Consider the following 13,727-nt stretch of genomic DNA (forward strand, 5'->3'; position numbering starts at 1 on the left):
ATATCTCCCTCCCGGAGATATACCCTTTCTAATTGATTAAAAACCTAAAATCGCTTTAAATACAGAAGTAGTCTCTCCGCCTTTATAAAACACATAAAGCAATAAGTAGACGGCAACGCCTGTAATTGCGGTAAAGAACCAGATGATGCTTGTGACGGGTCCCATTTTTCGGTGACGGGCCAGATTGTTCTTAAATCCGGCGACCATCGTAATCACTCCCAGAACAGCTCCTGTAGTAGCAAGTACGATATGAAAAATTAAAAACACCGTGTAATAAATCTTTAAGTGGTCAGGACCTCCAAATGCAGTATTTCCAATAAATACAGTCCGTGAAATGTAAATAATGAAAAACAACACTGCGGATACAGCTGCGGCCACCATCGTTTTTTGGTGGGCCGCCTTCTTCTTCTGAAGAATCAAATACCATCCGACCGCTACCAAAACAGCAGACAAGACGATAAAAAATGTACTGATGGTCGGTAATATTGGAAGTTCCATCGCTGTAAACTCCTTCTTTTTTTACTCAGCCGTGCATAGTTAATTTTTGACGTTTCAGCAAGTCCTGGCGAGTAATTTCATCTGCATTTTCTCTCTCGTATTTAGACCAACTTAAGAAAATTCGTCCAATCACCACAACATAGACAATCTCCTGAATAACTTTCATTAAAATACCGCCTAATTGCTGATCGTAAAGTGTAGGCATGTCCGTAAACAGTTCAGGACCTGACATGCCAAGATTTGATAATCCGGCAAGCGTGCTGCTCGGTACACACAGCGCCATTGCTTTTAACCATGCTTCCCCGCTGCTGTACGTCTCATACACCGGAACATCCACGAAGATAATCAATGAACAGGCAGGAGTAATTAGAAGCGCGCTAAGGATGACATAGCCGATCTTTTTCAATCCATGAAGATGCGGCTGTCCTTTTACAGTATTCACAACCGGCCACCATAAGAAAATTGCCGAAATGAAAAGTGTCACTGTAAACACAGTGTGCAGCGGCAAACTTAACTTCACCTGATCCAGAATCATCGGATAATGATACATGGAGAACATCAGTGTGAAGAGCAGTAAACTAATGACCGGTTTCGTCAATAGCATAAATACCTTCCTAATTGCCTTTACAGATAAAAACTTCTCCCAAAGCCAATTTGGAATTCCCATGATAAAGAGCGGGGCAACCATTAATAGCAGTATGGCCATTTGTGCCATATGAACAGAAAACAAAATATGTCCGATTAAATCCATTGGTGATCCTTTCACGATATATAAAAGAACCATTGAAGAAATGAAATAGATAATATGCTGTTTAGTTACAGGTTCGGATCCTTCAAAGCGATCTCTCCACTTAACAGTAATTAAATAATATATTACAACACCAAGTACGATAGCGATTAAGAAATAAGGACTCCACAAAGCCCGAAAACCAAAAATACTTAGAGGCAAAACAGTCACTCTCCTTTTGTAGTCAGCCTGCCGTCACCAAGCCAGTCCTTCTGTTGCTGAATAATGAAATAAATAACAGCAAAGCGAACAGAAATGTATCCTTTACCCATTATACGAGCAACTGTGCCATAACTCAATGTACGAACTTTGACAATTTCGTCTGCGCAAATTTTAACAGCGAAAAAAAAGAGGCTTATGGAATGCATCCATAAACCCCTTTTACTGATTACCACCAAACGATTGTTACAAATGTCAAAGGAATCAAGAAACCTAACAGAGCACCTGTAAACATAAACATTTGCGGAACGCCATGTCCTTTTTCATTCATATGCATGAAGTAGAACAGTTGAAGACCAACCTGTACTGCCGCAAACAAGAACAACGTCGGAATGACGAAGAATTTAGAGAATCCCGCAACGTCAGACAGATATGCGACTACCATCGAAAATGAAACGAGTGTTAAGAAAATCATTAAAGCAAACATCGCTACTTGATTTCGCATAGATTCTTTTGCACGTCGCTGCTGAAGCAGCTGCTCAGCCGGAGATCGTTTAATTACTTGAATATCTGCCATCTTAACCCACCACTCCCATCAAGTAGACTACAGTAAAGATGAATACCCAAACTACGTCAATGAAGTGCCAGTACAATGAAAATGTATAATACTTCGTTGCATTATACAAATTCAGTCCGCGCTTGGAGTTACGGAAGATCAACAAGGTAATCCAAACTAAACCAATCGCCACGTGGAAGCCGTGTGTACCTACCAGTGTGAAGAAAGAGGAACTGAACGCACTGTTACTGAACGTAAATCCTTCTTTTACATAGTGAGAGAACTCATAGACTTCTAACATCAAGAATCCAAGGCCTAGAAATGCAGTAAGGGCGAGCCATAATTGCATCTTTTTAAAATTGAAACTCTTCAAGTGATACATAGCATACACACTAGTCAATGAAGATGTCAAAAGAAGCATCGTCATGACAAATACTAACGGTAACGTATAGAGCTCTTGAGTTGTGAAACCAAAGCCGCTTGGACCTTTATTTTTCAATGCCATATACGTTGCAAACAACGTAGCAAAGAGAATAGTTTCTCCACCTAGGAAAAGCCAGAAACCAACGAATTTATTCTTTGCTTCTAAGGTAGCCTTTTCTGGATGAGCCGGCCATGTTTCAGGGGTGAATTTTTTGTTCAAATCCATTAGTTACGCCCCCCTTTATTCTTTAAATCTTGCATGATTTGCTCTTTCGTCACATAGAAACCAAGATCATCTCTCAACGAACGTGCAGCCATGCTGACAAAAGTAAATGCAAGTCCGAATACCAGTACAGGAAGTCCCCAAGAAGTTTCCTGGTGGAACATCGCACCGAAGCCTGCAATAAACAGACCCAGAGACATCAACATTGGAATAATGGAACCGTTCGGCATGTGAATATCCGTAATCGGCTCAGCAGGTGTAATCATTTCCTTGCTGCCTTCCATCTTTTCGATCCAAAGTGTATCGAGACCGCGAACTAATGGTGTTGCTGCAAAGTTGTAGAATACTGGAGGTGATCCGATCGCCCACTCAAGTGTGCGTCCGTCTCCCCATGGGTCATTTCCAACGCGCTCATTTTTAATAGTTGTCATAAGGATATTAATAACCATTACGATAAACCCGATCGCCATCAGAAGTGCACCGATTGTACTGATCATGTTCGCCATATTCCATCCCTGTCCGTCCATATACGTCCAGACACGGCGCGGCATTCCCCAGAAACCTAACCAGTGCTGGATCAGGAATGTCATGTGGAATCCGATAAAGAAGAATACAAACGTAATTTTTCCAAGGAATTCATTCAGCATCGTACCGAACATTTTCGGCCACCAGTAGTGAAGTGCCGCGAAAATAGCCAATACTACCCCACCGATGATTACATAGTGGAAGTGAGCTACGATAAAGTACGTATCGTGAAGCTGATAGTCAAGTGGTGCTGCACCCTGCATAACACCGGTAACTCCACCCATTACGAATGATGGAATGAAACCGAGTGCATAAAGCATCGGTGTGGTAACTTTAATGCTTCCGCCCCAGATCGTAAGGAGCCAGTTAAAGATTTTAACACCGGTAGGAACTGCAATTGCCATTGTTGCTACCGCGAAAATCGCGTTTGCAGTCGGTCCAAGACCAACTGTGAACATATGGTGAGCCCATACCATGAAACCTAAGAATCCGATTAATACGGTAGCGAATACCATCGCTGTGTAACCGAAGAGACGCTTCCGTGAGAATACGGAGAAAATCTCTGAGAAAATACCGAATGCAGGCAAAATCAGGATATATACTTCAGGGTGTCCGAAGATCCAGAAAATATGCTCCCAGATAATCGTGTTTCCGCCCATCGTATGATCGAAGAAGTTACCGCTGAACATACGGTCAAATGTTAAGAAGAACAATCCAACAGTCAATGGAGGGAATGCGAAAAGAATCATCGCTGACGCTACGAACGTAGTCCATGTAAACAATGGCATACGCATGTAAGTCATCCCTGGTGCACGCATGTTGATGATCGTAACGAGGAAGTTAATCCCTGCCATTAACGTACCACCACCGGCGATTTGCAAACCAATTGCATAGAAGTCAATACCATGACCCGGTGAATGAAGTGATAGAGATGCGTAAGATGTCCATCCAGCATCTGGAACTTCACCGAAAAGCCATGAAATGTTAAGGAATAAACCACCAAAGACGAACATCCAAAAACCTAATGAGTTAATGAATGGGAATGCTACGTCACGTGCTCCGATTTGAAGCGGCATGATGGCGTTCATAAAACCAAATAGAATCGGCATCGCTGCCAAGAATATCATGGTCGTTCCGTGCATTGTAATTAAGTCGTTAAAAAGCCCTGCGCTTACGAGATCATTGTTTGGCGTCATCAATTGAAGACGAATGATCATCGCTTCAATACCGCCAAGAACGAAGAAGAATAATCCCCCAAGGAGATACAGTATCCCAATCTTCTTATGGTCGACTGTCGTCAGCCAATCCCAGAGCGTTGCGCCAAAGCCTGTTTTTTGAGCAACTGAACTCACTGTGTTACCTCCTATTCAATTTCCGTTTGAAAATTATTTTTCGACTTTCAAGCCTAGTAAGTATTCTGATAAAGCATCTAAATCTTCGTCAGAAATCTGGTCTTTACCGAATGAAGGCATTTGATTGCCCGGTTTATGTTTCTGTGTATCGCGAATCCAGTCTTTCAGTTCCTTTTCATCGTGCTTCAAGAAACCTGCAACACGGTTGCGATCTCCGAATGTAGCCAAGTTGGGTCCCTGTGCTCCAGACTCACCTACGCCTGAAACTGCGTGACATCCGATACAGCTTTGAGAGAATACTGCTTCGCCGTCAGCATTTGCAACGACTGGTTCATCAGCCGTTTTCTGCATTCCAGCCACCCAGTCATCAAACTGATCTCTCGGTAAAGTTTTTACTTTGAAGTCCATCAAAGCATGGGAAGGTCCGCAAAGCTCCGCACATTTTCCGTAGAAAACACCGTCTTTCAGGCCTTCTGATTCTTTTTCGAAACTTAAGTAGAATTTATTGACGTTCTCTACGTTCGTATCCAGCTTACCGCCTACTGCCGGAATCCAGAATGAGTGTTTAACGTCTGCAGCAATCAAGTTGAAGTACACTTTTTCATCTGTAGGTACTACCAGTTCCTGAGCCGTAACAATTCCTAGATCAGGATACTCGAATTCCCACCAATACAATTTTGCTGTTACATCAATTACAAGGTTTTCAGCGTTTCCGTCTTCGTCAACTGCTTCCATCGCTTTTACGTCACCCAATTTATATGTGTAGTAAACCGTAGGAACAGCAAGGATCAGAATCAAAACGATTGGAATGAATGTCCAGACCATCTCAAGTGTATGACTTCCTTCCACTTGTTCAGGCACAAAATCTTCACCCAATTTGGAACGTCTGAAGCGTACTAGTGCAACTAAATAAATTGCTACTACTACGATGATGACTAGTAACATGATTCCTGATGATAACAGCAGCAAGTTAAACTGATCTTTAGCGACTTGCCCTGCCGGATGGAATGTTGAAAGCTGCTCTTGTCCACAGCCTGCTAAGAAAACTGCGAAAACCGCCAATAATGAAAAGAGACGCCACTTTTTGAGTCCTTTAATCATCGCTAACTAATACCTCTCTTTCTAAAAAAATGTTTTTCTACTATGGAGGACTAGAAGCCTCTCTATGATGAATTCCTGTTTTAAAGAAAGAATTCCGAAACGTTAGATGAATATAGAGAAAATAATCATGGAGACAAACAAGATTGTCATGTAATTCAACGAGTAGATAAACATTGAAGTAGCCCATTTCAGATCTTCTTTAGCTTTAAATCCTTTAAGTGCAAGATAAAGCCACCCGACATTCAACAAAGTTGCAAATACTACAAATCCTGCACCAAGCTCTAGCAGCAGGAAAGGCAGCGGGAATAGCAACAATACCCATATGAGCATAGATTTCTTCGTGCGTTCGAAACCTTTTACTACAGGCAGCATCGGGATGTTTGCTGAACGATATTCCTCTGTTCTGCGCATAGCCAGCGCATAAAAGTGCGGAGGCTGCCATATGAACATGATCAGGAACAGTGCCCATGCGCCCATCGGCAGTGCCGGATCAACCGCAGCCCATCCGATAAGAGGAGGAACGGCACCTGACAAGCTTCCTACTACTGTATTGCTGACATGACGGCGCTTTGACCACATGGAATATAGAACAACATAAGCCAGTACTCCAATGATCCCCAGCCAGCCGGCCATTGCGGAAGCAGAGAATAACAAAACCTCTCCGACAAGCAGAAATGTAATGGCCAGCGTCAGCACAGCAGGCGTTTTAAATCTGCCTGTTACTGTCGGTCTCGACTTTGTTCTCGACATAATCGGGTCGATATCCCGGTCAATCAAATTATTCAGTGCTCCAGAAGCTGCAATGATCAACCCGGTACCCAAGATTGCAAATACCAACAAATCGAAATTATGGAGAAAACTTTTCCCAGTGAATTGAAATGCCAAAAAAAGACCGGTGAACGTAGTGATCAAATTCGAATTGACGATACCTATTTTGATAAGCGCCAAAAAGTCTTTCCATAAGGTAATCGACTCCACTTTGGGATCTGCAACTGTCGAAAGCGTTCGACCGTTTGACATAATAACCCTCCTTTCAAAGTTTTCAGCAAAGACCCTAACACTTACTATATCGAAATTCGTCGGTAATTTCTACACCATTTCGCAATTTATAGCAGTTTCGTGCAACCTGAGCGTCTTTGTCCTTCACCTACTATATAGTAAAGCATTTCTACAAGAGAATTGTGAAGTTAAAGAGGCTTTTTTATGAACAATTTGTGAAAAGCCTTACACACCGAAGCTTTATCAGCCCATGGCATTGTGTTTCAATGTGATTTTCTATATTATAAAACATGAAACGAATAATTCAACTGCATGGCAAATACAGACAGCGGCTTTAGCTGCATGCTGTGTTTTTCTGTGCAATTGGGCAACACAACAATAGACCGGCCACTAGGTCAATTCATAGAAGAAGGTGTCTCATACTTGCGATATAATCGGTTTTTAAAATGGTTTGGCGTTGCTTCCACCATAGGCATGCTCGCTATCTTGCTCGGAGGAGCGCTCGTCACAAAGACAGACAGCGGAATGGGCTGCGGAAGACACTGGCCCGGCTGTAATGGACAATTGATTCCTGATGAAATTACCGCTGAGGTTCTCATCGAATTCTCCCACCGTCTTGTAACAGGCAGCGTTGGCATTTTGATTGTTGTTCTGGCAGTATGGTCTTGGAAAGCCCTTGGCCATATACGTGAAACAAAGTTTCTTGCTTTCATGGCTGTGTTCTTTTTAATTCTTCAGGCATTGATTGGAGCAGCTCAAGTATTGTGGGGTCAAGGCGATTTCATCCTGGCTCTGCACTTCGGCATTTCGCTTATTTCATTCTCGGCTGTCTTTTTACTGACACTGCTGATTTTTGAAGTAGATCAGAAATTTGATGCAGATAAGATCAGGATAGGTTCTTCTCTCAAGTTTCATACAATCGGAGTAACCATTTATTCATATTTCGTAATCTATACAGGAGCTCTCGTGCGTCATACCAGTTCAGGACTTGCCTGTTCCGACTGGCCGATGTGCCGCAATGGAGAATTCAAATTACCACAGAGCATGTACGAGTGGGTGCAGATGGGCCATCGCCTCGCTGCTGCTCTTATCCTGGTTTGGATCGGCTTCATAGCGATCAAAGCAATCAGACACTACAGTGATCAGCGTGTGATCTACTGGGGCTGGATCAGTGCCTTTTTATTGGTTCTGGCACAGGCAACAACCGGCATGATTGTCGTACTTACTAGATTAAATCTCTATGTTGCTCTGCTTCATTCCTTGTTCATTACATTGCTTTTCGGTTTACTTACCTATTTAGTGCTGCTCGTTTCCCGCAGCCATTCAAAATAACCGACTTCGTTAAAAGTGCTCAGCTGCTGTTTACAGGCTGAGCTCTTTTTTATTTCATTACCAGCCTCACAAAAACTCCTGCAGCGTTAAACGATCTGCAGGAGCTGTTTATCAATGTTCTACTTCAATGAGCAGGTCACCGGTCGAGATAGAATCCCCGGGCCCTACGTAAATCTCTTTTACTACCCCGTCAAACGGAGCCTGAATCGTAGTTTCCATTTTCATCGCTTCTGTTATAAGCAAGTGCTCTCCGCGTTTTACTTTAGCTCCCAATGAAACCGCCACCTGCAATACAGTTCCCGGCATTGTCGCCGCGATGTGGGATTCATTTGACGGATCCGCCTTTTGCTTCTTCACATCTTTCGTCTCGATGTGCATGTCTTGAATGACGACTTCACGCGACTGGCCGTTCAATTCAAAATACAGCACCCGTGTACCGTTTGGCTGAGGTTCTCCAATGGATACAAGTTTCACGATCAGTGTCTTACCCACTTCAATTTCAACTTCAATTTCTTCGCCTAAACGCAGACCGTATAAAAATTGAGGTGTACTGATGACAGATACATCACCAAATTGTTTCTTCGTTTCAATATATTCTTCAAAAACTTTCGGATAGAGAACATGTGCAAGGGCATCATGCATAGTTGCCGGTTTTTCCATCTTCGCTGTTAATTCTTCCATCACTTTTTCAAAATTAACCGGCTCCAGCAACTCTCCGGGACGCACGGTAATGGCTTTACGGCCCTTTAGAATAACATCTTGCAATTCTTTCGGGAAGCCTCCGTACGGCTGTCCAATCGATCCTTCGAAAAATTCGATAACCGATTCCGGGAAGTCGATTGAATGGCCGCGAGAAATGACTGAGTGTTCATTCAACTCGTTTTGAACCATGAAGAGAGCCATGTCCCCTACTACTTTTGAAGAAGGTGTCACTTTGACAATATCTCCGAATAAGAAGTTTACACGGGTGTACATTTCCTTCACTTCTTCCCAGCGCTCGCCCAGACCGACCGCTTTCGCCTGCTGCTGCAGATTGGAGTACTGGCCGCCCGGCATTTCGTGTACATAAATTTCCGAATGCGGACTGTTCATGCCGCTCTCAAAAGGCTTATAGTACTTGCGGACATCTTCCCAGTAATGTGAAAGTTTCTCCAGAGATTCAGTTTCTGCCCGGACCTGCCGCTTGCTGTCTTGCATTGCATAAGCAAGTGAATTGGCAGAAGGCTGAGAGGTCATGCCTGCCATTGAACCGATGGCAGTATCGACAATATCCACACCCGCCTCGATCGCTCTTGCATACATGAAAATTCCGTTACCGCTCGTATCATGAGAATGTAAGTGAATCGGCAGTTCAGTGGAGTCTTTTAATTCTGAAATTAAACGATATGCCGCTTCCGGTTTCAAGAGACCCGCCATATCTTTAATAGCCAGAATATGTGCGCCTACCGCTTCTAATTCTTTCGCCATTTCTTTATAGTAATTGACTGTATATTTCGCACGGCTGTCATCCAGAATATCGCCTGTGTAACAGATGGCTGCTTCTGCGATCTTACCTGATGCACGGGTTTCGTCAATTGCCACTTCCATGCCTTTAATCCAATTCAGACTATCAAATATTCGGAATACATCGATTCCCGAAGCTGCAGACTCTTTAATGAACTCCCGGATTACGTTGTCAGGATAGTTCGTATATCCGACTGCATTCGCCCCTCTGAAAAGCATCTGGAACAAAACATTCGGAATTTGCTCGCGCAATCTCTCCAGTCGATCCCATGGACTTTCTTTCAAGAAACGATAAGCGACGTCAAATGTGGCGCCTCCCCACATTTCAAATGAAAATAGATCTGGAAGCAGGTGTGCGCTTTCCGTTGCGATCTGCGTCAGCTCTTTTGTTCTCATTCGCGTGGCCAATAAAGACTGGTGCGCATCGCGGAATGTCGTATCGGTCAATAAAACGTCTTCCTGCCTGCGTACCCATTCCACGAGACCATCCGCGCCCTGTTCATCCAGGATTTGCTTTGTTCCCTTTGGAAGCGCTGTCTTCGGATCGACTGCTGGAATACGGACTGGATGTAAAACAGGTCTTGTCGGATCATCGATTCCCGGGAATCCATTGATCGTAACGTTTCCGAGATAAGAGAGCATCTTCGTCCCGCGGTCTTGTCTTTTCGCAAACTCGAACAGTTCAGGAGTTTCATCAATAAAGCTTGTATTGTAATCACCTGATAAGAAGTCCTCGTTGCATACAACGTTTTCAAGGAAAGGAATATTTGTTTTAATTCCGCGGATTCTGAATTCCTTCAAATTTCTGAGCATTTTAGCTGCAGCATTGCTGAAAGTCGGCCCCCATGTCGATACTTTTACAAGCAGCGAATCATAATACGGACTAATGACAGAACCTTGATATGCATTTCCTGTGTCTAAACGGACACCGAATCCTCCGCCTGAACGATAGACAGACATCTTGCCCGTATCCGGCATAAAGTCATTTAAAGGATCTTCTGTTGTGACACGTGACTGAATTGCGTAACCAAACAGCGGGATATCTTTCTGCTGCGGTATATTGATTACTTCCGAATGAAGCTTATCACCCTGCGCGATGAATATTTGCGACTGGACAATATCAATTCCCGTAATCATTTCAGTAATCGTATGTTCCACTTGAATGCGCGGATTCACTTCGATGAAATAAAATTCATTGTCAGCTACTAAAAATTCGACAGTACCAGCGTTTATATACCCTATATTCTTTGATAATTTGACAGCGGCTTCACAAACAGCTTCTCTCAACTCATCGGTTAACGAAATAGAAGGTGCAATTTCAACTACTTTTTGATGACGGCGCTGGATCGAACAATCACGCTCGTACAAATGGACAATATCTCCATATGTATCTCCTAGTATCTGCACTTCAATATGTTTAGGCTGTTTAATATACTTTTCCACATATACTTCGTCAGAACCAAATGCTGATTTCGCTTCTGATTTCGCCCGGTTATATGCTTCATCCACTTCCTCTGCAGATTCTACGATCCGCATCCCGCGGCCGCCTCCGCCCAATGAAGCTTTGATAATGATCGGGTATTTATTCTGCGCACCGAATTCCCGAACTTCCTCAACAGAAGTTACCGGCCCGTCAGTTCCCGGAATCACAGGGATACCTGCAGCAATGGCCTGCTCACGCGCTTTTACTTTGTCGCCGAACATCTCTAAATGTCTGGATGTAGGGCCAATGAAAATGATTCCTTCCTCTTCCAGACGCGATGCAAATGCAGAGTTCTCTGCCAAGAATCCGTAACCAGGGTGAATCGCATCGACATTCGCTTTTTTAGCAATCTCGATAATCCCCTCAATATCCAGGTACGCATCAATCGGTTTTTTTCCTTCGCCTACTAAAAATGACTGATCAGACTTATAGCGGTGCAAAGAAGCCCGGTCTTCTGCCGAGTAAATCCCGACTGTAGCAATATTTAACTCTGTACATGCTCTGAAAACACGGATCGCAATTTCCCCCCGGTTTGCGACCAGTACCTTTTTAATTTCTCTTCTCTCCACCTATAACACATTCCTCTCTACTTCGTTTTTTCGTATTTAACAAACATAGATACATTCATCAGTATGCCCAGCGCAATAGACAGGAAGACAACAGACGTACCGCCGAAACTGATGAACGGCAGCGTAACACCTGTCAATGGGATCAATCCTGTTAAACCGCCTAAGTTTACAAAAGTCTGAATACCTATCAAACTCCCGACTCCTGCAGCTAGCATACGTGCATGAGCATCTTTTGTGCGCAGCGCAACGATAAACGCTTTCATGACAATGAAAAACAAACCGCCAAGGACAATAGTTGTCCCTATCAACCCCATCTCCTCAGATATCACTGCCATAATGACGTCTGTATGAGGTTCCGGTAAATATCCAAGTTTCTGTATAGAATTTCCAAGCCCCACCCCTTTCAAGCCGCCGGCACCGATTGCAATGTAGCCGTTGACTATTTGTAGTCCTGATCCCTGCATATATTCAAAAGGATCAGTATAGGCAAGAATTCGTCCGACACGAGAACCTGTCATGACGTCATCCCACTTTATCCATAAAAGGAGGCCTAATCCCACCCCTAGTACAGCAAAAACAGAGCTGATTTTCAAATAATTCTTCCATTTCATACCACTCGCAGCGATTACCGAGACAGCGAGTAAAAATAAGATCATCGTTGCGCCAAAATCTGGCTCCAACATTACTAATATCAAAGAAATTGTAAGTATGGAAAACGTCGGAAATATAGTAGTTTTGATTTCATCCAGGGTGCCCGCATAAAACTTATTGGCAAATACACCTGAAAAATAGATGATGAAAGCAATCTTCGCTACTTCCGTTGGCTGAATATTACCTAACTTTCCTAAAGCAATCCAGCTTTTCGCACCGACTGCATCTCCAAAACCGACAATCTTAACCGTAATAAGCAGTGCAAACATCACACCGACGGTCACGTAGAGGAATTTTTTATTGCGGTAATGCCGGTACGGAATAATTGATGCAGCCAGGAAGGCGGGAACCGCGAGAGCAAGACTTTTGATTTGCTTGCTGTAAAAGCGCGTCGGTTCATCATTATATCGATTTACTGACCACACCATGCTTGAGCTGTAAATCATTATTAAACCAAATAGACATAATAACAAATAAACTGCGAATAGGGAATAGTCAAAATTTCTTAAAATTCGGTTCATATAAGTCTTCATTGCTGGCTACCTCGTCGTCCTAAATAAAAAACTCAAACCGTTTTAGAAGTTTGAGTCTTTCATTTATTTTTTTGTATACAGTTCGTGCAAGATATTTAACTCTTTCTCTAGCATCGAAATGATTTCACGGCCTTTTTCCTGTTCAACCAGACCCAGCTTCACAGCAAAATCAATCTCACGGGACAAGCCGTACATTTGTGTGTCAAGCACTTCTTCATATAACGGACACTGCGGCATCGTTAAATTATCCATCTGTACCTTGATTAACTTTGCAATTTTATCTGCATCCGCATGAAGTTGCTTCATTGCTTTTTCTTTGTAAGTATCTTGAACTTCTATATCCATGGAGACGCCCCCATTATTCATTATTCCCGCAAGGTGTTGATGTCTAAATTGTATCTTTTGCAATTAAAAATTGCAAGTATAACCCGAGGAAAAGTATGAATCCGTATGAAATCCTTTTCACTTTCACAATGAAAAGGTATACTGAAAATAGTTGATTATGATTTAGGGGGAAGTATTTTGGAATTTATCGTACCTATCACAGGAAATGTAAAACATTCGATTACTTTGGATCCGACGGTTTGGATTTTTGACGACCGCCGTATAGATCTGGACGTTTTCTTTACGGAAGATTTCGTGGAACGCGATGAAATGGAAGAGTATAAAGAAAAAATGGGCAAGCACTGGTCGCGAGAAATTATGGAAGGGGCCACTTACCCTCCAACGTTAAAGAGTGAAAAACGTTATGAGAAGGATAAGATGCTGACCGGCAGCTTCGCAATTGTTCTGGAGCCGTTTATTAATAACGCGGAGCCGAATGCCGGTGCTAAAACATTTACAATTATTACTAAAGACAATGAAAAATACACGTATCCACTGTCGGAATCAGCTGACATTCTTTTCAAATTCAGTCATGAAGGCAAGCCTTTACGCGAAGACGGGCCTGTCCATGTACTGTTCAGAGACGGGTCGAACAGAGAGTCACCGATCCGTAATGTGCAAGCGATCCAAGTGGATTGAAGGAGATGAC

Annotated in this window: 13 protein-coding genes; 2 read left to right on the top strand and 11 right to left on the bottom strand. The window is 43.0% G+C overall.

The window, feature by feature from the left end; translation table 11 throughout:
- Positions 1-36: 36 nt before the first annotated feature.
- From GDZ68_RS01690 to cyoE, 8 genes are all read right to left on the bottom strand, one after another.
- Positions 37-498, bottom strand: a complete 462-nt coding sequence (locus GDZ68_RS01690; protein ID WP_153720537.1) for a DUF420 domain-containing protein — start codon at positions 496-498, stop codon at positions 37-39.
- Between the two features lie 25 nt (positions 499-523).
- Positions 524-1,447, bottom strand: a complete 924-nt coding sequence (gene ctaG / locus GDZ68_RS01695; RefSeq protein ID WP_153720538.1) for a cytochrome c oxidase assembly factor CtaG — start codon at positions 1,445-1,447, stop codon at positions 524-526.
- Positions 1,448-1,452: 5 nt separating this feature from the next.
- Positions 1,453-1,653, bottom strand: a complete 201-nt coding sequence (locus tag GDZ68_RS01700) for a hypothetical protein (protein ID WP_153720539.1) — start codon at positions 1,651-1,653, stop codon at positions 1,453-1,455.
- A 20-nt stretch (positions 1,654-1,673) separates the two neighbouring features.
- Positions 1,674-2,021, bottom strand: coding sequence for a cytochrome C oxidase subunit IV family protein (locus GDZ68_RS01705; RefSeq protein ID WP_153720540.1), 348 nt, complete (start codon positions 2,019-2,021; stop codon positions 1,674-1,676).
- A gap of 1 nt (position 2,022) precedes the next feature.
- A complete protein-coding gene (locus GDZ68_RS01710; protein ID WP_153720541.1) occupies positions 2,023-2,649 on the bottom strand; it encodes a cytochrome c oxidase subunit 3 in 627 nt (208 codons plus the stop codon).
- Entirely contained in the window at positions 2,649-4,523 is a 1,875-nt protein-coding gene (locus tag GDZ68_RS01715; RefSeq protein ID WP_153720542.1) for a cytochrome c oxidase subunit I, read from the bottom strand. The genes GDZ68_RS01710 and GDZ68_RS01715 overlap by 1 nt, the downstream gene beginning before the upstream one ends.
- 33 nt (positions 4,524-4,556) lie before the next feature.
- Positions 4,557-5,624: a cytochrome c oxidase subunit II gene (gene coxB / locus GDZ68_RS01720; RefSeq protein ID WP_153720543.1), complete on the bottom strand. Its 1,068-nt coding sequence runs from the start codon at positions 5,622-5,624 to the stop codon at positions 4,557-4,559.
- Positions 5,625-5,726: 102 nt separating this feature from the next.
- On the bottom strand, positions 5,727-6,644 hold the full coding sequence (gene cyoE, locus GDZ68_RS01725; protein WP_153720544.1) for a heme o synthase: 918 nt from the start codon (positions 6,642-6,644) through the stop codon (positions 5,727-5,729).
- 402 nt (positions 6,645-7,046) lie between these two features.
- Between cyoE and GDZ68_RS01730 the strand changes: the two genes are divergently transcribed.
- Entirely contained in the window at positions 7,047-7,955 is a 909-nt protein-coding gene (locus GDZ68_RS01730; protein WP_153720545.1) for a COX15/CtaA family protein, read from the top strand.
- A 111-nt stretch (positions 7,956-8,066) separates the two neighbouring features.
- On the opposite strand, the gene pyc is transcribed toward GDZ68_RS01730, so the two are convergent.
- The 3 genes from pyc to GDZ68_RS01745 form a co-directional block, all read right to left on the bottom strand.
- Positions 8,067-11,510 (bottom strand): pyruvate carboxylase, encoded by a 3,444-nt coding sequence (pyc, locus tag GDZ68_RS01735; RefSeq protein ID WP_153720546.1) that lies wholly within the window; start codon positions 11,508-11,510, stop codon positions 8,067-8,069.
- 17 nt (positions 11,511-11,527) lie between these two features.
- The gene (locus tag GDZ68_RS01740) at positions 11,528-12,694 is read right to left on the bottom strand and encodes an FtsW/RodA/SpoVE family cell cycle protein (RefSeq protein WP_153720547.1); all 1,167 of its coding nucleotides are present in this window, start codon (positions 12,692-12,694) and stop codon (positions 11,528-11,530) included.
- A gap of 63 nt (positions 12,695-12,757) precedes the next feature.
- Positions 12,758-13,039 carry a YlaN family protein gene (locus GDZ68_RS01745; RefSeq protein WP_153720548.1) on the bottom strand — a complete coding sequence of 94 codons (282 nt, stop codon included), beginning with the start codon at positions 13,037-13,039 and terminating at the stop codon, positions 12,758-12,760.
- Between the two features lie 177 nt (positions 13,040-13,216).
- Between GDZ68_RS01745 and GDZ68_RS01750 the strand changes: the two genes are divergently transcribed.
- Entirely contained in the window at positions 13,217-13,717 is a 501-nt protein-coding gene (locus GDZ68_RS01750; RefSeq protein ID WP_153720549.1) for a peptidyl-prolyl cis-trans isomerase, read from the top strand.
- Positions 13,718-13,727: the final 10 nt, after the last annotated feature.

Origin of the sequence: Sporosarcina cascadiensis, from assembly GCF_009650995.1 — a bacterium.
GTDB classification, from domain to species: Bacteria; Bacillota; Bacilli; order Bacillales_A; family Planococcaceae; genus Sporosarcina; species Sporosarcina cascadiensis.

Bases quoted from the DNA above. Each gene is read 5' to 3' on its own strand.
- GDZ68_RS01690 (WP_153720537.1), bottom strand. From the start codon at position 498: ATGGAACTTCCAATATTACCGACCATCAGTACATTTTTTATCGTCTTG.
- GDZ68_RS01700 (WP_153720539.1), bottom strand. From the start codon at position 1,653: ATGCATTCCATAAGCCTCTTTTTTTTCGCTGTTAAAATTTGCGCAGAC.
- GDZ68_RS01705 (WP_153720540.1), bottom strand. From the start codon at position 2,021: ATGGCAGATATTCAAGTAATTAAACGATCTCCGGCTGAGCAGCTGCTT.
- GDZ68_RS01710 (WP_153720541.1), bottom strand. From the start codon at position 2,649: ATGGATTTGAACAAAAAATTCACCCCTGAAACATGGCCGGCTCATCCA.
- coxB (WP_153720543.1), bottom strand. From the start codon at position 5,624: ATGATTAAAGGACTCAAAAAGTGGCGTCTCTTTTCATTATTGGCGGTT.
- cyoE (WP_153720544.1), bottom strand. From the start codon at position 6,644: ATGTCAAACGGTCGAACGCTTTCGACAGTTGCAGATCCCAAAGTGGAG.
- GDZ68_RS01740 (WP_153720547.1), bottom strand. From the start codon at position 12,694: ATGAAGACTTATATGAACCGAATTTTAAGAAATTTTGACTATTCCCTA.
- GDZ68_RS01745 (WP_153720548.1), bottom strand. From the start codon at position 13,039: ATGGATATAGAAGTTCAAGATACTTACAAAGAAAAAGCAATGAAGCAA.